The 19,950-nt window shown below is 43.0% G+C and carries 12 protein-coding genes; 6 read left to right on the top strand and 6 right to left on the bottom strand.

The genetic code is table 11. From position 1 onward, the window contains the following. Window positions 1–337: 337 nt before the first annotated feature. The 3 genes from DRB05_RS13120 to DRB05_RS13110 are packed head-to-tail and all read right to left on the bottom strand — an operon-like array spanning window position 338 to window position 1,638. Window positions 338–967: a LysE family translocator gene (locus tag DRB05_RS13120; protein WP_128727360.1), complete on the bottom strand. Its 630-nt coding sequence runs from the start codon at window positions 965–967 to the stop codon at window positions 338–340. 15 nt (window positions 968–982) lie between these two features. Further along, window positions 983–1,300, bottom strand: coding sequence for an antibiotic biosynthesis monooxygenase (locus DRB05_RS13115; protein WP_128727359.1), 318 nt, complete (start codon window positions 1,298–1,300; stop codon window positions 983–985). Continuing rightward, window positions 1,288–1,638: an NIPSNAP family protein gene (locus DRB05_RS13110; RefSeq protein ID WP_128727358.1), complete on the bottom strand. Its 351-nt coding sequence runs from the start codon at window positions 1,636–1,638 to the stop codon at window positions 1,288–1,290. The genes DRB05_RS13115 and DRB05_RS13110 overlap by 13 nt, the downstream gene beginning before the upstream one ends. Window positions 1,639–1,726: 88 nt before the next feature. Here DRB05_RS13110 and DRB05_RS13105 point away from each other — a divergent pair, with 88 nt between their 5' ends. Next, window positions 1,727–2,401, top strand: coding sequence for a helix-turn-helix domain-containing protein (locus DRB05_RS13105; protein ID WP_128727357.1), 675 nt, complete (start codon window positions 1,727–1,729; stop codon window positions 2,399–2,401). Between the two features lie 282 nt (window positions 2,402–2,683). Here DRB05_RS13105 and DRB05_RS13100 read toward each other — a convergent pair whose 3' ends face one another. Beyond that, complete coding sequence (locus tag DRB05_RS13100) at window positions 2,684–3,169, bottom strand: hypothetical protein (RefSeq protein ID WP_205125734.1); 486 nt, start codon at window positions 3,167–3,169, stop codon at window positions 2,684–2,686. A gap of 348 nt (window positions 3,170–3,517) precedes the next feature. Between DRB05_RS13100 and DRB05_RS13095 the strand changes: the two genes are divergently transcribed. Beyond that, window positions 3,518–4,027, top strand: coding sequence for a GrpB family protein (locus tag DRB05_RS13095; protein ID WP_128727355.1), 510 nt, complete (start codon window positions 3,518–3,520; stop codon window positions 4,025–4,027). Window positions 4,028–4,205: 178 nt separating this feature from the next. On the opposite strand, the gene DRB05_RS13090 is transcribed toward DRB05_RS13095, so the two are convergent. Continuing rightward, on the bottom strand, window positions 4,206–6,812 hold the full coding sequence (locus tag DRB05_RS13090) for an ExeM/NucH family extracellular endonuclease (RefSeq protein WP_128727354.1): 2,607 nt from the start codon (window positions 6,810–6,812) through the stop codon (window positions 4,206–4,208). Window positions 6,813–7,105: 293 nt separating this feature from the next. On the opposite strand from DRB05_RS13090, the gene DRB05_RS13085 reads away from it, so the two are divergent. After that, window positions 7,106–7,843 (top strand): transporter substrate-binding domain-containing protein, encoded by a 738-nt coding sequence (locus tag DRB05_RS13085; RefSeq protein WP_128727353.1) that lies wholly within the window; start codon window positions 7,106–7,108, stop codon window positions 7,841–7,843. A gap of 114 nt (window positions 7,844–7,957) precedes the next feature. Here DRB05_RS13085 and DRB05_RS13080 read toward each other — a convergent pair whose 3' ends face one another. After that, window positions 7,958–15,100: an Ig-like domain-containing protein gene (locus DRB05_RS13080; RefSeq protein WP_128727352.1), complete on the bottom strand. Its 7,143-nt coding sequence runs from the start codon at window positions 15,098–15,100 to the stop codon at window positions 7,958–7,960. A gap of 505 nt (window positions 15,101–15,605) precedes the next feature. On the opposite strand from DRB05_RS13080, the gene DRB05_RS13075 reads away from it, so the two are divergent. The 3 genes from DRB05_RS13075 (at window position 15,606) to DRB05_RS13065 (ending at window position 19,903) form a co-directional block, all read left to right on the top strand. After that, on the top strand, window positions 15,606–17,606 hold the full coding sequence (locus DRB05_RS13075; RefSeq protein WP_128727351.1) for an alpha-amylase family protein: 2,001 nt from the start codon (window positions 15,606–15,608) through the stop codon (window positions 17,604–17,606). A 707-nt stretch (window positions 17,607–18,313) separates the two neighbouring features. After that, the gene (locus DRB05_RS13070; protein ID WP_128727350.1) at window positions 18,314–19,099 is read left to right on the top strand and encodes a hypothetical protein; all 786 of its coding nucleotides are present in this window, start codon (window positions 18,314–18,316) and stop codon (window positions 19,097–19,099) included. 249 nt (window positions 19,100–19,348) lie between these two features. Beyond that, window positions 19,349–19,903, top strand: a complete 555-nt coding sequence (locus DRB05_RS13065; protein ID WP_128727349.1) for a type 1 glutamine amidotransferase domain-containing protein — start codon at window positions 19,349–19,351, stop codon at window positions 19,901–19,903. Window positions 19,904–19,950: the final 47 nt, after the last annotated feature.

Here is a 19,950-nt window from a genome sequence, read left to right as displayed (position 1 = left end):
GAATCGTCTCGATATTCTACTTACGGATTTTTTATCACAATGGCTAACTTATTGCCAGAAATAGCTTTCTAAGTAGTGGAACTCCAAACCTAGTCACATAGTTAGAGTTCTAAGCATGAAGAAAAGTAAGTCAAATAAGGCTTTGTTGAAAGCGCTTTTAATCGCTATTTTGAAGGGTTCGCCAAAACACGGTTTGGGCAAAAATGTGTCAGCCCAGATCCGACTAACTCGAAGCTAGACAAAAACGTTTTAGAGCCGAATGTCAGCTCTATGCTGTAAGTTCAATTAGTGGGTGTAATGCTATCCTTTTAATTATTTAGGAAAGGCTAACAGGCATTTAAGTAATGGAACCAGATAGCCCTAAAACTATACCAAATATTAAAAATGTTACGCCACTCACTTTATTGAATCGGCCTCGACCTTTTTCGCCTACTAGCAGCTTTACCTTTTCAGCAAGTGCTGCATAACCAAAATAAATTGTGAAATGAATCAATGCACTGATAATACACAGCATCACAACTTGTGGCATTAATGAAACGGTTGGATTAATAAATTGAGGTAGTAATGCCGATACAAAAATTAATGCTTTTGGATTCAAAGATGTAACCAAAAGTGCTTGCTTAAAAATCAGCCATGGTTGATAGTGTAAAGAGGACTGAAAGCTGTCAGTATCAAGCTGAGGCACTGACGAACTATATACCTTAATACCTAAATAGCATAAATAACCAGCACCAATTACTTTTATAAAAGTTAATAGTTCACTAAATGTTAGAATGACAGCTCCCAGACTTGTCGCACTCAGAATCAACAAGAGCTGAAATGCAGCGACATTGCCTAAAACGCCAAGCGCAGCTAGCTTCTTCCCATGGTTCAACCCATTATTAATAGAAAGTAACACAGAGGGTCCTGGTGACACCAAAAGTACCGTAATTATCACAGTATACGTAACGTATTGTTCTATATTCATTTTAATTCCTGACAATTACTTAGTTACTTGGTTTTCACTGCCGTAATCGCGAATAACATAGCCCACTCTTATTCTGAAGTGGCTAAAAAGCTCTTCCTTTCCTTTTTTCTGAGCGACTTGGTGTTCAAAATGCTCTTTCCACTGTTTGAGCGCCGTTTCGTTTTGCCAAAATGATAAGGATAAAAATTTATCCTGATTAGAAAGGCTTTGAAAACGCTCAACAGAGATAAAGCCATCAACCTCGTTGAGTGTACTTTTCAACGCCTGCGCTATTTCAAAATAGAGCGCTTTTCCCTGCTCTTTCGGAGTTACTTCAAAAATCACTGCGAGCATGTATTTTCTCCTTCAAGATCTCGCTTGTAAGTTGAGCGTACAACCTGCAAAAACGTACGTTTCTCATTAACAATAAACTTTTCCCTTTGGGCAAAGCGAAAGTTGCTTTTACCAAGTTCTGACAGGCGTAACTTGCTTCTATAGCGTTCATAATCAGCCAAAGAATCAAAACTGATTAAGCCGTAAGCTTTATTATTTGAACCCTCATGAGGTAAAAAATACCCTAATAACTCTCCTCCACATACGGGAATGATTTTGCTCCAGTTTTCAGCGTATTGTTCAAACATATCCAATTTGAAGGGATCAAGTTGGTATTCAATACAACAGGTAATTTTCAAAGTGGTTGTCTCCGTTTTCGTTTTTTGGCAGTCTACTCGTCATTAAATTTTGATACTTCGATGGCGATCGAACTGTGAAGGAAAAAGAGTGGAACCTAATATTGCCTATATTGGAAATTTAATCGGAGATACAGCTCGTTCTAAAATGCTTACAGCCTTGATGAGTGGTAAAGCGCTAACGGCAACAGAGCTATCACTTGAAGCAGATATTACCCCTCAAACAGCGAGCAGCCATTTAATGAAATTAGTTGAAGGCGAGCTTTTAGTCGTCAGGAAGCAAGGCCGCCATAAGTATTTTCAGCTAAGAAATATCCAAGTCGCTGAACTTATTGAGCAAATGCTTAATATTAGCGTATCTGTATCAAGTCCAAAGATATCAACTGGGCCTAGAAACGAGAGATTGAGAAAATCCCGTATTTGCTACGACCACCTAGCAGGAGAGTTAGGCGTAAAGTTATTCGATGCTTTGGTGGACAACGGCTGGCTAATTGAAAACTCTACCGAGATTATATTGACGAAAACAGGGCAAAAGTTTTTTAGCAGCATAGGCGTTGATTTTAGCTCATTTAAAAACCGAAGCAGACCAATATGTAAAGCATGTTTAGATTGGAGCGAAAGACGAAGCCACTTGGCTGGCAGTCTAGGTAAGTGGGTACTAGACGATGCTATGAATCGCAACTGGGCAACACAAGATTTGGATTCAAGAGTAATTCAGTTTACTCCTCAAGGACTTAGTGCCTTTACGAAAAGGTATGGTATTTAAGTGTTAATACATATTGTTGATGTATGCCGTTCAATGTTAACTCCTCGCTTAAAGGCGGTCTTAATGCCAACTCGCTAAAGGTAATAAATAGAGCCAATGCGTTGCCCAGAGGCTCTATTAAAGTTACTACGTTAACAAGCTTTAGGGCAGGAATGAGTTGGCTGAACGACCGCTAGGTATGTACAAATAGTGCAAATAGCAGACACCCACCATAACATAAATGCAAATTATGGTGGGTGTCAGTGTTAGCCTAATCTTGCTGGTGTCAGTGTTAACCTAGCATTATTCAACTTGCTCACATGAAAATGGGCCAACCACGTCGCTTTTGATGGCAAATTTGGTATCAATTTCCGGATGCCGTGTTTTTATCTCCTCAAGCGCTTGCTCGAAGTTCTCTTTAACCTGCACCCTCCAAGGATGCGATGAAAATAAAATATAGTTATCGTAGTCATTCACATGAAAATGGATATCCCCGATATAGTTGAGGCTATTTTCTGCTATATCAAAAGTGCCAAGGCAGTTTAAGTCGGGATCAACTAATTTGGATCCTTGCATATATAACACCTGGTCAATTTCGTGCGTCCCCACTGGCAGTGGCAGAACAATCAACTTTTCCCGGGTGTCTTTTAGAACAAAGCTGTAGTTGTCTAGCATTTTTTGTGTATTTCGGGTAATGAATTGAGCATTACCAATATCGCCAGAGGTACTAAAACGGGCTAAAGCTAAGCCATGTCCTTCAGGCAAAGGCTTTTTAGCATCATATGCCAATTGCGCACAACCAGACAGAAAAAGAGAACAAACAACAACCATAGTTCTAAACGTATTTACTTCTCACTACATAAAGGTGCGGCATTACAAGCACCTGTCAAATTCTAATTGCAAACATTAAACCCAAAAAAAGCAAACATTACAACTACAAGAAATACACGAACAATCAAGACTTTAGATTGCAAATAGCAGACACCCACCATAACATAAATGCAAATTATGGTAGGTGTCAGTGTTAGCCCTACTTCAATAGTGCATCTATCGCGGCGTTTATGTGGTAGTGATGATTAGCTTTAGCTGTATACTGTTCCAAACCAAACTGAAAGCAATTACAGGACCTTCCTTCCAATGGCAGACCAAGCTATTTCACTGTCTAAATATAATCAAGATTGGCCACGGATGTTCCAAGATGAAAAGCTAAGGTTAGCGCCTTTGCTATGTCCTTGGATTGAAGGTGATATTGAACATGTGGGTAGTACAGCGGTGGTTGGTATGGTTGCTAAGCCGGTGATAGATATTATGGTGGGTGTTAAGTCACTAGAAGCGTCAAAAGAAGCTATCCAAGTGCTCACTCAACACGGTTATTGTTATTACCCCTATAAAGCTGACGTAATGCACTGGTTTTGCAAACCAACGCCTGAGTTTACAACCCATCACTTACACCTTGTTCCCTTCGATAGTGCACTTTGGCAAGAGCGCATTTCTTTTAGGGATAAATTAAGAGCATCATCAGATTTAAGCGCTGAGTACTGTGCGTTAAAGCAAAGATTAGCGCAACAATACAAAGATGATCGTGAGCAATATACTCAACAAAAATGGCCGTTTATTCAGAAAGTGTTGGCGTCATTTTATAGCTGATATTAATCCAGCCTGTCGTGGCAACACGAAACGGCGATAATCGGACATTTTATAGTTTTTAACTCAGAGAATAAGTGCCCTTTCTGAAAGTATGGTTGATTGGTGGCAATTAAAGTAAGTTAAAAGGCCAAGAAAAACCCAAGAGCCTTGGCTCTTGGGTTTTACGTTAAAGCAGCGATTAATTCGCTTTTGTTGCTTTGTATTTGATAGTTACGTTGTAGTAAGGGAATAGACCGCGTAGGCGGAAATTCCATTTACCTTCTGCAGGTTCGTCAAATACACAGCTTTCTTCACTCCCCCAAAGGTATGGGCGACAGTCGTACTTAAAGAAGTTTGGCATTCTCTGATGGCGCACATACAGGTCTGCTTCGCCTTGACCCGTGATAGATACTTCTAGTTTATCAAAGCCTGCTGGTAGCTCGATTGAGCGATGTTGCCACCAGAACCAACCTGCAAGGCCTGTAAACTCGCCTTCAATAATCGTCGGCTCTTTAGCAAGGTTAAGGTCGATTACCACGGGGTCATGATCCGATGCGCGATAAGCGTGTGTTGCGTAAAGACTTGCTTTGTGAGTATCTGACTTGTACTCAGTGTTGTAGTCTAGCGCGACGGGTTCGTCAGCATTGATATGCCAATCTGTTACCGACTTTACTTTTTCCATCATCGTGTTTGAAGCAAAGGCGTGATCTAGGCTACCGATACGTCCTTGATACACGTATGAATAATCTAAGCTACTACCATGAAGCGTTTGCTTGATGTTGGCATAACCATTCTCTACATAGGTGTTGATTGGATCTTCCTGAGCGTACGCGTTCATGTCACCTAGAATAATCACATCATCTTCTGCAACTCCTGTCGGATTTGTGCCAAGCCAAGTCGCTAGGGTATTAACCGCAGTGACTCGAGTTTGGTTCCAACAACCTTGACCGTCATTTTGGTCTTGATCTAAGCCCTCAGCTTTTGAACAACTGCCTTTAGAGCGTAAGTGAGCCATTACCACAGTGAAGATTTCTTCGCCGTTTGCCTCTTTGAAAGTTTGTACGACAGGAGGACGGTTACCGTAATCAAATGGTACGGCTTCGGTAAATGCAGGCGTGCCTACTTCAGCTACTTTGTTACTACGATAAATGATACCGGATGTAATTGCATCCCCACCCACTTGGTCAACATTTAGGTTTACAAATGCGTAAGTGTTAGCAGAGTCTGTCGCATTTAAAGCGTTAACGAGGTCGGCAATCGCACTAAACTCACCAAAGCCATCATTTTCTACTTCAAGTAGACCGATGATATCGGCATCGAGCGCTGAAATTGCAGCAACCGTTTTTGCTTTTTGGCGTTCAAACTCTTCTAGATTGTCAGCTCCTCGTGAAGTTGGGAAACCTGCACCTTGACCGTCACCATTGAAGTAGTTTAATACGTTGAAGCTTGCAATACGTAAATCTCCACGCTCTTCTATCTGAGGTGCTTCTGTACGTAGATTAGTATGGACAAAGTTTGGTGTTGTTGTTGGGTGAATACGGTATTGGCTATAACCATATCCCAGTACACCCTCAAGGCCCGTCACAGAATCGCCCAGTCGTAAAGTGTTATAGGCATCTAGCGTGGGTGATGGGTAAGGAATAACGTCAGGGTTTTGTACTGATGAACCATCATCAAGTAAAATTTCTTTGCGCTTGTTTTCAGCTTCTAGCTGGTTTGCTGCGTCACCAGGAGTTGCAACTTGAGTGCTTTGGTACAAACGTTCAGTACCTAAGCGTACTTCGCCGTAACGTGCAAGTCCGTATGTATCGTTAACGACCAACTCATTTGAAATCGAAACCAACATGCCTTCGTAGGCTTCAAGACCATTCTCTGCAGGTAAAGTAACGGTAGTCGCTGAAGCCGTTGCAGAACCGCATAGCTCGACTGCGTCGACGTTAATAAGTTGAGTTTGACCATACTTCTCTTCAACTTTACCACGTAATTTAACCACATCTCCTGCGCTTACTGGAGTTGCGGTATATACGACAAAAATACCTTCGGAAGTATTATTATCAGCATCATAGTCAGTGCTTTCTTCTTGAAGGAAGAAGCCGCCAAGCCCTGCATCTGATTGTAGGCTTGCAGTGACAACAGCTTGCACTTCAACCGTTTCTCCCGCTAATGGGCTTGCATCGCCAGCGCCCTGAATGGCACTGATCAAGGTATTATTTTCGCCACAAATAACTGGCTCTGGCTCAGGTACGTCACCGCCATTAATGTGGATACCTAGGTTGCTAAAATCATTCTTCGCAAGTGCAAGCCATTGTCCAGTGCCAACAAATGCAGAAGTTGCATCGGTGCGGCCAGTTGTTATTGCAGGATCTCTGACAAGCGTTTTATCTTTTGTTCTAATATCGCCATCAACCCATTCACTACCTGGGTCGACACCAACCTGGCCTAGGCTATCAACAACTGCACCATTGAGCGTAAGCGTAACGGCATCATCACCATTAAACCAGCTACTTGTGTTTGTTAACTGTGCTTTTGCGATGATCTCTGCTGCTGAGTCAGCATGAGCAATAACATAAGTTGATTTAGCCGCAAGTTCACCACTTAGCTCTATGTTCGTGCGAGCTTCTGTTGCACCATTAAAGAAGAAGTTGACGGAGTAACCTGTTAGACTAACAGCTTCATCACTACCATTGTAGAGCTCAATGGCTTTGTTATAACTACTACCTTCAACGTATTCAGAGATAATCACTTCTGCTTGTGCATTTAGGCAAGCTAATGCAATAGCTGAAGCTAGAATAGATTTTTTAATCATTTTTTATTTTCCCGTGTATTATAATTATTCGAATTTTTATTCGAACGCAGCATTTTAAGCGCTATTGATGACAATTCAATTAAACTTCACGGTCTATTTACATTGGTTTACACTAAATTTTGTGTTGAAGGACAAAAGTCGTTGAATTTCATGTCATATATAGAGCGCTAGAGTGAAGTGTTTTATGGATTGTCGTCTAATTAGTGGCGTGATAGTTGCGCTATACTCAATTGGTATTAAAGAGAAACACATTGCTAGCGGCTTGTTTAAAATAAATACAGGAGAACATGAATATGGCGATAAAAAGTTTAAGACAGTCATGCCTCCTGTTTCTTGCTGTATCGTTCATAACACCTGTGAATGCAAGTAGTATTGTCGGTGCTCACAATATCTGGCCGCCGTATATTATCGATGAACGCTCTGGCTTTAGTGTGGATCTCGTACGCGCGGCATTTGAAGCTGAGAATCAAGATTTTGAAATGCTTACTATGCCGTTTAGTCGAGCCATGCGAATGGTGGAAAACGGGCAGGTTGATATTATTCCCGCTTTATGGCGTTCTAACAGTCGAGATAAGCGTTTTGTTTTTAGTGAGCCGTACTACAGCAATCGCCTTGTGCTTATTTCGCACGCGGAGTCTGATATCGACTTTGAAAGCTTGGAAGATCTAAAAGGGTTGAGCGTATGCGCTATTCGGGGTTTCCGTTCTGAAATTGCGCTCGCTCAGATCTCACAAGTTCGCTTAGAAAAGCTCACCAACCTGAGTTCCTGTCTATCGCTCCTGAATAAGCAGCGAGTAGAAGCCGTAGTAAGTGACGAGCTTGCCTTTGCCTATTTGCGGGCTCAATACGATGAATTTCATAGCCTTAAAGTACATCAATCGACCATTGCACAGTGGCCACTTCATATTGGGATTAGCAAATCCAATCCAAAAGCAGCAGAAGTTATTGAATTGTTTAATAAGGGTCTTTTACAACTTAAGGTGAATGGAATTTATAAGGCGACTTTAAAAAAATACCGTTTGGATGAGTGAGCAATTAATCGTACTCGCTTCTTTCGACACATTGGTTTATCGTAATAAAGAAAGGGGTAATGAAGTGATACTTCATTACCCCTTTATCATATGGTTTTTGACTTGTTAAGACCCTTAACGCGCTACAGCCTGCCAACGGCGAACTACCACCAACGCGAGGCTGAACCAAATCAACCATAACGGCATACTACCACTATCACTCTTGTTAGTGATGGTATCAGTAGGCGCTTTGTTGACAGTAATATTTACCTCACCTTGCGCACTTGCTTCGCCATCTGAAACCGTATAAGTGATGATATCGCTGCCAACAAACCCAGCATTCGATTGGTAGGTCAGACTATAGTCAGCATTAATAGCGACACTACCGTGCTGTGCTGTCGCTTCAGTGACTTGCAGGGCGTCGCCATCACCATCACTGTCGTTTGCTAGAACATTAATGGTTACAGGCTTACCGGTTGTAACTGTTGCCATGTCAGATTCTGCCAAAGGAGCTGTATTAGCAATGACAGTAACAGCTACAGTTGCGCCTGCGGTTCCACCGTTCCCGTCAGTTATTGCGTAATTTATCGTATCAATTCCGACATAGCCTGTGTTTGGTGTGTAGTACAGGGTGTTATCTGAATTGATCTGAACCTCGCCAAAGCTGGCTGAAGCATTTGCTATGCTGAGCATATCTCCATCAGCATCAGTGTCATTCGCTAAAACGTCAATAGTAATATTAGTGTTCCACTTCATGCTAATTGCATCGTCTAGCGCTACAGGCATCTGATTATTTGAGAGCAGTACACCGACACCTCCCGGGTCCACAATACTACCGTTTGCTTCACCATCGTCATCATTAAGGCCACCATCTTCTATCTGAAGCTGCACACACCAATGTCCTTCAGTCAAACCCACAGACCAACTTTCATCTCCTGGAGGCGGACAAATACCTGGCTCACCTTCGCTACTAAACACAAGGTTGTTTGCGTCTTCCACAAAGTTAACCCAACTGCCTGATGACGCTTTAAATTTACGGTAAACGGCATCTCTTGGGATAGGTAGACGCTGTGGCATAACTAGCTGATATACTTGACCTGCTTTAGGGAGCCCATAAGCAATAAAGTCAAATAAGCCGCCGGTGATTTGCACATCATCATCGCTGCCCAGTTGTGAGTTACCCTCATCATCTGTCATGAGTAGGCCACCAGTTTCACCGCTTGCGGTAAACTCGCCTTTACGTAAACAGACCCCAGGGTTACCTTCAACTAAGAAACCATCCTGCGTAATCACTTCTTGAGGCATAACATTACACTCGGTGATCGCGTCTTGGAAATCGGGGATCCCGTCTCCGTCGTCATCGGCGTAACCCTCTTGACTATCAGGAATGAGATCGCCATCGGTATCTTCCGTATCAGACAATTGTTGTAGTGACTGGGTCACTTGGATAAATACGCTATCACTATCCTGTGCACTACTTAAGTCGGTAGCAGTATGTGTTACTTTATACGTGCCCGGTTGTAGAGCTGAAGGGTCAAAGCTAAGTTGTAGCGAATCCTCCGTATATTGATCGGAAGTCATACCTGTAACTCTCCATGCGCTCGTCACAGTATCGTCAACATTTGGATCGGTTACCGTTGCAACGACAGATACAGTTCCTTCATCTTGGCTAACGGTTAATCGGTTTTGATCATTCTGAGTCACCATTAGCGAGACATCTGGCGCGATATTTTGTTCGCTCACAGTAATAGTAGTTTCCCGTTTTGAACCAAGGTTAGCACCACTATTCAAGCTGACTGTGATCGTCTCATCGCCCTCAAACTCACTATCTGCAACAGTTTGAATTGAAATATTGGCCTTTGTACCTGAGCTTATCGTTACCGAGCCACTATTCAAGTCATGATCCACTCCAGATGTTGCGCTGCCTGTCACCGTGTAGTCGACTGTGACAGGATACTGCGGGGCAGGGCCATTTAGCAGCACTTGAATATTTACCTTGGTGCCTTCAGCAATGGTTTTGTCTTTACTCAACGACACTATTGGATTCACTCTCAGCAGCTGTTGATCTGTTCCTAAGTTACCGTTTGCATCTGTGGCTTGCCAGTAAACATTATGCTCTCCGGGTGCAAATACGGTTTTACCTTCAGTAAGGGTCACAGGTAAAGGCTCGCCACTGCTATTGAGTGCTGTCGCAATACCCAAATTTACCTTGGTAAATAGTCCCGTCGCATTAACTTCTAAATCTGCTGGGGCGGTGACAACAGGAGGTTCACCATCGACTGCACCACTTATTTCTAACAGCGCACTCGCTTTAGCTCGACCACCATGACCATCACGTATAGCGTAATTCAGAGTAACAGAGCCTGCGAAGTTACTTGGAGCGGTGTACTGTAGTGCATTGTCGATTACGCTGGCGCTACCTAAACTTGCCTTGACGCCTTCAATAATGAGGGTATCTCCATCAACATCGGTATCATTGGCTAACACATTCAGGGTGAACGTATTATTGGCGCTCCCATCAAGCTGGAAGTTATCGTTATTTGCAATGGGTAAGTCATTTACAGCAGTGATAGTTAATGTAACCGTATAGCTATCACTTTGCAGCTCCCCATCGCTTACTGAATAGGTAAAGCTATCGTCACCATTGAAGTCAGCTCCTGGTTGATATACCCAGCCTGTACCACTGCTGGTTAATGACCCATTTGCTGGCTGATTACCAATTGTCAGCGTTAAGGTGTCATCTTCAGCATCTTGTAATGTCGGCAGAATAGTCAATGAAGTATCTTCTTTAACGCTGAGCGTGAGGTTTTCACCCGTTGGCGCTGTATTTTCGGCAACTACTTCAAGGCTAAATGACGGTAAACTCGCATTGTCAGTGCCGTCACTAACGCTGATTTGAATACCGTTAGTCGTACCAATATCCGTCTCTGATGGTGTACCAGAAAGCTCACCAGTTGATACTGAGAATATTGCCCAACTTGGCTTATTAGTGACAGTAAAGCTTAGCGTGTCCTCATCTTCATCTGTTGCTGCAGGTATAAAACTATAGTTTTCTCCCACAGTGACTTTCACGCCAGGTGTACCACTGATAGTTGGCAAGCGATTGATGTTGACCACGCTTAGTGTGAAGTTAAGGTTTGCGCTTTCACTACCATCACTAACACTGATTGTGATGTTATATTGCTCACCACCATCATTAAAGGTAGGAGTACCAGATAGTGTACCCGTTGTACTACTGAATGTTGACCAATCAGGCGCGTTGGTAATGCTAAAGGTAAGATTATCATTATCCTCATCGGAAGCACTTGGGGTAAAGCTATAAGTTACTCCTTCATTTACCGAAGATGCAGGTGCTCCACTGATGGTGGGAGCTCGATTCACATCGTTTACGGTGATAGAAAATGTTAGGTTTTGAGTGGTACTACCATCACTTACCGTGATCACTATACCACTATAAATACCTGCCTGCTCGAAGTTAGGAGTTCCAGTTAGCGATCCTGTCGTTGAGCTAAATGATGCCCAGCTCGGCTTATTAGCAATAGAGAAGCTTAGGTTGTCATTATCAGGGTCACTTGCGGTTGGTATGAAATTATAAACACCACCCTCAAGTACCGAAGTAGGCGGAGTACCACTGATAGATGGCGCCCGATTCACATTTACAACACTAATATTAAAGCTTAGCGTTTGTGTTGCGCTACCATCGCTGGCCGTTATTACAATACCGTTGTAGTCGCCAGCATCAGTAAAACTTGGCGTGCCGCTCAAGGCTCCTGTGCTGGTACTGAAGGTAGCCCAACTTGGTTTATTGGTAATACTGAAAGTAAGTGTATCTCCATCAGGATCAGAGGTGGTTGGAGTAAAGCTATAACCGCTATTCTCATTAACGCTGGTCGCTGGTGTTCCACTAATGCTAGGTGTACGGTTCACGTTGACGACAGTAATATCAAAATTTAAGGTATCGCTGGCTGTTCCATCACTCACCGTAATAATAATACCATTGTATGCACCTGCATCGGTATAACTAGGTGTTCCCGTTAAACTACCAGTTGAGGTGCTAAAGGTTGCCCAGCTCGGTTTATTGGTGATACTAAATGTTAAGGTGTCGTTATCTTCGTCAGTTGCGGTAGGCGTAAAACTATATGCAACATTTTCGTTGATGGTCGCCGCTGGAGTACCACTAATAACTGGTGCTTTATTTAGTTCAACAACAAAGCTAAATGTTTGATTGGTAATAGCGCTAACACCGTCTTCCAAGCCATCTTCTAGTGAAAAGACAAAACTGTCACTCGCATTTTGAGAGTCGTCGTGGGTATAAAAAAGATTACCGCTCTCAATATCAGCTTGTGTGAATGTACCATTGCTGCCGAGTGTTTCCCCACTGTCTAAGCTGCCATTACTATTTGCATCTACAAAGAGACTTCCGTGACTTGGCAAGGTAGTTACTGTATACGTTAAACCTGTACCACTATCATCCACATCGCTCGCAGACAAAGCTGAACTCGTGATGTTTACTGTTGTACCACCATTTAAGGTTAAACCCGTATTCGTTGCGACAACGGGGGCGTCATTGACGTTTGTAACCGTGATGGTGAAGCACTGCTCGCTGGTCTCAGTACCATCTGAAACAACTAAACAAATATAGTGATCGCCAACATCGTCATTGGTAGGTGTACCTGTTAAGGTTGTTTCGGCCGGCGATATCTTTCGAATTCGATGGTTACCGGTATCTGCAACATATACGATGCCATTGCTGTCTACTGCAATACCAAAGGGTTGGCTGAAGCGTGCCACACTCGCTAAACCATCGGTGTTTCCTGATGTTCCAGCACTTCCTGCAAAAGTAGTTACTTCGCCTGCGGTCGTGATTTTTCGAATTGTATGCCCCGTTTGCTCGGATACATAAAGGTTATTAGCGCTATCTAGTGCTACATCATAAGGTTTATTAAAGCTCGCTTGCGTGCCTGTGCCATCCGCTGAACCTGCTGAACCCGTTCCGGCAAACGTAGTCACAACACCTGCTGAGGTGACTTTACGAATAGCGTGATTATTGCGGTCAGCAATGAATAGGTCGTTATTGCTACTACTACCGCCATTATAGGGGAAGTTGAATTTTGCCGATGTGCCAGTCGCATCGGTAAACCCAGAAGAGCCTTTGCTGCCAGCAAATGTAGTTACAACACCTGCAGGGGTTATTTTACGAACGATATGAGGGTTCGTTTCTACGACATATAAATTTCCGTTGCTGTCAATCGTGATACCCGTTGGCGCGGCAAAAGTGGCTGCTGTGCCAGTTCCGTCCGTACTGCCAGGAGAACCGCTGCCTGCAAAGGTGGTCACGACTCCTGCTGGGGTGATCTTACGGATTTTATTATTTGAGGAATCGGCAACATAAACGTTGCCAGAGGCGTCAACCGTTACGGCTTTGGGAAAGTTAAATGAAGCAGCACTACCAGTGCCTTCATCAGAACCTGCGGTTCCAGAGCCCGCTAGAGTAGTTACAACGCCCTCAGGTGTAATTTTACGGATCACATGGTTACTGTAATCGGCGACATAGACATTGTTATTACTGTCAGTTGCAACATCATAAGGTGATTTGAATGAGGCGGCAGTCCCGGTTCCATCAATATAACCGGAGCTTTGACCTGCAAATGTAGACACCGTTGCTTCTGTGCTGGTGTTCAAGCTTAGCCAACTTGGAAGCGGAGTACTAGCTGAGACAGAAACGGTGACGGCATCTTTGTCAGGGTCGCTGGTTGTGACTGAATACTTGTATACTGAGTCCTCAGTTGAAGCAGTGACCGCAGTGGAAGTAAACGTAGGCTTATCGTTAACAGCCGTGACGTTCACGGTACTGGTCGCGGCATCACCATCAACGGTACCATCATTCGGCGTAACCGTGAGCGTCATTGCCGTTGTGTTGTCTGTTGCAGTAGTAATGTTGAGTTTAGTCGTTACATCGAGGTAGCTATTAAGCGCAGTCGTTGACCCACTTAATGTCATACTTGATGTTCCGCTTCCCGCCACTGTGACGCTACTCACTGTTCCATTGCCGTCGGTGCTTGCGATGGTGCCGCTGTCCAGTGCCAAGGTAACCGTTAAGTTGTCATCTTCGTTATCAGCTAAAACGACTGCAGATAGATCAACTGTTGTTGCGACATCTTCTGTCACCGTAAAGCTTGCTGGTAAGTTACTAATTGTAGGTGCGGTATTGGAGATATTGGCATCTAAATAGGCTGATTCATGCCATGCGACACATATTAAATTTAGTGCGTTGTTACAGGGAACACTGCCTATTAGGGTATACCAACTGCCATTTTGGTTGGCAACACCTTTGACGGTATTCGAAGGTGAGGTTCCGCCCGAACAGTTGTTTGCGGCATTAAATGTCCCTCCTGAATCAGAGAAACTCCAAAAATACTTAACGTTGCCCGAATTTTCTAACATGTCGGATGCGTTACTGTTGAGGGCGCTGAGTGTACCGTTGACAAAGTCATCCCAATTGGTGTCAGCAAGCTTAGTGCCTCCGCTATTATAAACATTGAGACTGGGTAGACTGTAATTCGTGTCAAGACTGGCTATATCATCGGATGCAGAGAATGAAATTACTGCACGGGCTCTAACCGGGCCATTACTCACTGCTGTTGAAGCAGAACTATCAATAATATTGTTTAGGCGGTTGTGCTTGCGTAGAAATTTACTTTTGCATAAAGCATCTGCTGTAGTTCTTGCTTCTGCAGCAGTTGTTCCAAAATAACCATTGCCCAGCTCACTAGTTTGATCTGCGTAGTCATATACAATGAGCTTATCAGAGGCTGGGAGTTCTGTGCCGTTACTAACGTAGTAGGCTTCGAACACTTCAGGTCGTATTGAGTTGCTCGACGGCAATAAAGCAACGACACCGTTGTAGCTGGCAAGGTCACCTCCAGAGAGCGTAACATGGTAAATTGAGCTGTTACCTGAGTCGACGGTGATTTGGGTGATTGATGCAGTTGTTTTACTACCTGTATCAATAGTTGTGTCGTTATTGGTGTCTTTCTCATCGCCTAGAATCGTAAAGTCACTGGCAGTTGGCGCAACGGAATGTGCGTTAACAAACGTGACTTTAAAAACTAATTCATCAGCATTTGTTGTTTCGTCAGTTGGTGTGAGCCTTTCGACTTTTTGCCAATTTTCGAGTGCAAATGCGGATGAGGTTAAGGCGAAAAATATACTGCCAGCTATGCAGCTGTTAGAGACAATCTTACGAACACGGCTTAACAGTGAGCGCTGTGTAATCATAATGACCCCTGAGTGGTTCAGTTACTAGGTTGATAATATTTATAGAACTGCTTCGGATGACAACTTTGTGGTTTTTTTATACAAAGATGTCATTTGAGTGTAGTTGATGTTTTGCAGCTTGGGATGACTCTCATAAAAAATTCGTAACCTAAAACAGAAACTTAGGGAAATTTTAATTCTTATTGTTGCGATATTTTTAAGTTTTTTAATTTAAAAATAAGAAAAAACGATGGATTAATGTTGGTTTTTTAGATCTTAATTGCGTGTTTAAGTAATAGTTTAATAAATATTAATTTGTTAATTGCAATTTAATTGTTGTCGCACATGGTGTGCATGGCTTCAGTTGCTTGAGATGCTCATTCACTGCTGAAATTTAAATACTACTCGGTGTTTATGCTGACTCTTAGCACAGCTACTTGTTAGTAAAACCAATGCATACGTATTCAATAGATTGTTTAGCTAGGAATTCTATATTGTTAATCTTGTGTGAATAAGAGGCGCAATAATGAAAAATATAAAACTAAACCAAATTGCAGCGGTAGTGTTGTTAGTATCCAGTTGCGTTACACCTGCACATGCCGTTGACGGCGACCCAACAACATTCGTTCATTTATTCGAATGGTCTTGGGCTGATGTTGCTACGGAGTGTGAAACGTTTTTGGGGCCAAATGGCTACGCTGCAGTGCAAGTATCACCACCCAATGAGCATATTACAGGGGATCAATGGTGGACTCGTTATCAGCCAGTCAGTTATGAGATTGCGAGTCGTAGTGGTAGTCGAGCCGAATTTGCCGATATGGTCGCGAGATGTAAATCTGCCGGAGTAGATATCTATGTTGATGCCGTTATAAACCACATGGCCCATGGCAACGGCACCGGAGTTGCGGGTAACACCTTTGGCAACAAACAATATTCTATCTATAGTCCACAAGATTTTCATGAGACCTGCGCAATAAACCCTGAAGACTACGGTAATAATGCATGGCGAGTGCAGCACTGTGAACTCGTAGGACTTCATGATTTAGACACCGATGCGAGCTACGTACAAAATACCCTCGCGGGCTTTTTGAGCGATTTACAGTCTCTGGGCGTGGCGGGGTTTAGGCTGGATGCAAGCAAGCACATGCCTGCAAGTGATATTGGCGATGTGTTGGCCAAGCTAAATCAACCAGCGGTCATTTTCCAAGAGGTGATTGATCAAGGAGGTGAGGCGGTTTCTGCTTCTGAATATCATCAAAATGGCTTAGTCACCGAGTTTAAGTACAGCATTAAACTGAGCGAGACATTTAAACAAGGCAAACTGGCTTGGTTAAAAAGCTTTGGCGAAGCTTGGGGCATGATGCCAAGTTATAAAGCCGTAGTATTTACAGACAACCATGATAACCAGCGTGGGCATGGTGGTGCGGGATCTATCGTTACCTTTCATGATGGTAAACTATACGATTTAGCGAATGTATTCATGCTGGCGTATCCTTATGGTTATCCTAAAGTGATGTCTAGTTATGAATTTAATGGTGACACTGATGCTGGTGGCCCTTCGGTGCCTGTTCATCAAAATGGTAACTTCAATTGTACTAGTCAATTATGGCAGTGTGAGCATCGTCGCCCAATGATTGCAGGTGCAATGCAGTTTAGAAATCATACTAATGGCAATTGGACTGTGGCAAATTGGTGGGACAATGGTAATAACCAAATTGCTTTTTCTCGCGGTAATTTAGGCTTTGTCGCCATTAACCGGGAATCTTCTAGTATGGTTCAAAGCCTGCAAACAGGGCTCCCTGCCGGAACCTATTGTGATGTGCTAAGTGGAGGTATCGGTCAAGAAAACTGCGCAGGTAAAAGCATCGAAGTTGATACCAACGGTTACGCACAAATTAATTTAGCAGCTATGGATGCCGTAGCCATTCATCATCAAAGTAAGTTGACAACCCCACCGCAGACTGGTGATTGGCAACGTACATTAGTTTTTATTAAAGCTGAAACTCAATCGGGTCAGGATATGTTCGTCCGAGGTGGTCTTGATCATGCCGCAGCATTGCAGCGAGGGATTGATTGCGGCGCCGATCCTACTCTTTGCTCTTTACCTATCAAGCATTTGAACATGCGAAACATGACAACTTCGGCTTGGAAAGTGGCTGATAACAGGTTGGATTGGCTAGCGGCTGAAATTGGGCAGTCTAGTGGTGCCCAAGGGAGTCCGCTGGATTGGACAACCAATATTTGGCCTGCTAGCTGGGGCGCGGAAAAACGTTACGACAGCGATGGTTTTGGCGTCATGTCACTCAACCAATGGGGAGCACATTACTGGTTGCTGGAAGTAGAAATGGATTGTAGCAAAGCATTCAACGGTTGGTTTGAAGTAAAAGCATTCGTTAAAAATGGTCAAGGTTGGGAGGGGGATATTAACCAACAAGGCACACCATATGCGAGCAATAATCATTTTGCTCAATGCGGAAAGTTGAATGTGTTTGAGTTTGGCACAAACTCTGTTCTCATTTTACCCTAATGTTTTTAAAAAATGCTCGCTTATCATCTAGGAGAAAAGGGCTAAATCAGCTTAATTGCGTTTAGGTTTTCGTATATGTGTAGCGAGCTAGAGTTCCAAGGTCGTGATCTGTTGATATCGTAGAGTGCCTAAACTAACTCACCTACACGGCCTCAATTAAGTGGTACAGTATCGCGTTATCCTCTTCCTTGTTTGTGGTGGATCTAAATATTCAGTTTTTGCGGTTGATGACGAACGGCTTGATAGCGCGAGCTGAGCAGTTGCTATTATGTTTCACTTTTTGTCGTCGAGTTCGCGGAACGAGTTTCATCATTGCCTTAGTGTGTGATCAATGACCTCACCCATTTCGATTTTAGTACTACCTTTTGCGCTGATTTATCTAACCGAGTTTTAAACTGCGACGATAATGTTGTGCTTCAGTGCCCAATCAATTTTATATACTTAAACTCGGCCTATTAGATATGAAAGGGCTATCCATCAATAATGATAAATACAAAACTTTACGAGGTTAAATTATGTCCAGTTTAAACTGTTTTTTAACAAGTAAAACATTGAAAAACAATAACTTGATTTAGATCATTAAACGGAGTTATAAAACAATTGTCAGCGCTGTCATTGATAACTATTATCAACTTGCTGTTTGCGAATGGGCCCAATTACATATCAGCAACTAGGCTTTCTATAAGATTAAATAAGGAAAATTTATAATGAAGAAGTTAGGTTTCGCTCTATCCTTTGCCGCCATGCTTGTGTCAGCAAGTAGTGTTGCCTTATCCAATCAAGCGCATGATATTGATGGCTTTGAACGTGTCACAGAGTACGCTAACGGTCCTATAGCAACCGCCGTACTAGCAAGTGAATTTGCACATAACCTTAAGGTTGATTTATATCCAAGAGGCGAGGGAGATTTTTGCAGCTACGCGAATGTATATCACCATACATCGGGCGAGCAAATTGCGCATGCAGATGTCCAACTACTGTCTAGCAATACTTCTGTTCTACAAGCTGTAGCCGACATTCCAGAGCAATACTTGACTGATAATAAACGAGTTGAGGTTGCGTGCACTAGCGCTGCTGGTGAGCAGTATGATGTTTATGTTAACGTTCCTGGAGCACCGCTTGTACAGTGGGATATTAGTGCACAGCCTGCTGGGGAGTTTGTTCATCGTCCAAATACATATGGTTATCATAGTGCCTATCGGGTCAAGAGTCATTTAAATGTCGACAGTCAGAGCAACGGTGGGCGCTGTAGCACATTATCCAATCGCGGTGTAGAGCTCGGTTTGTTCCATGGGGAAAATGGCAAAGGGCCTTTCCATTCAGATATATTTACAACAGATATTACCGTGGATAATTCTCAAGCTGGAAAACAAGTACTGTATCAAATCATTGAATGTGAGAATGCAGCTGGTAAAACCTTAGCAGTCAAAGTGTTGTCATTAACAAATCCAACCGGTATTTATATAGTTCATGAAGAGTTAGTAGTGAAGTAATACCACGTGTCGTACGAGCGTGGCCATCGCCACGCTCACTAAAACGATTTTCTCCACCTTTATGACCTTTGTGCGACTTCAGGACCAAATATATTCCATCTAATTTAGTCCAGATTTACATTCCTCAGCTCTGTAAAGATTACATCCAAACGATGCTTAAACTTTAATGTTTATATATTTCATGAAGTTATATGGTGGTATCAATTCTGCATCTATCTCAACATCATTAGCGTATTGAAGGAGAGAAGGATGAAGAGCTCAGATAATATTTCAGTTGCAATCTTGGCTACTGACGGATTTGAACAAAGTGAGCTGATTAAACCTAAGCAGGCACTTGAAAACGCAGGATTTAATGTTGATATCATTTCTTTAAAAAAGGGCGATATTACTGCTTGGAATGAAGACAATTGGGGTGAGAAAGTCGCCGTTGATTTAACTTTGGACGAAGCCATCCCCAGTAAGTATGCTGGGCTTGTTTTACCTGGCGGATTATTCAACCCCGATAAATTAAGGCAAGAAAAATCTGCGGTTAAATTTATTCAGGCCTTTTCACAGTTTGGTAATAAACGCCCAATCGCGGCGATATGCCATGGCCCTTGGCTGCTAATCGAAGCGCAGCTAGTGGAGGGAAAAACGCTTACCTCTTTCCCAAGTATCAAAACCGATCTTAAAAATGCCGGTGCAGACTGGGTTGACCTTAAGGTTGCGGTTGACGACAACTTGATCACAAGTCGCAATCCAAATGATCTTGACGCTTTTAATAAAGCAATCATCGAGGCTTTGCAGCAAGATACTATCAATTAATCGAAAGAGTGGGTTTGTGCCGTTTCAAGCAGACGCTAATAGGTATA

Source organism: Pseudoalteromonas sp. A757 (genome assembly GCF_004103285.1).
In the GTDB taxonomy this organism is placed as follows: domain Bacteria; phylum Pseudomonadota; class Gammaproteobacteria; order Enterobacterales; family Alteromonadaceae; genus Pseudoalteromonas; species Pseudoalteromonas galatheae.
This window is presented reverse-complemented; position numbering and strand designations above follow the sequence as displayed.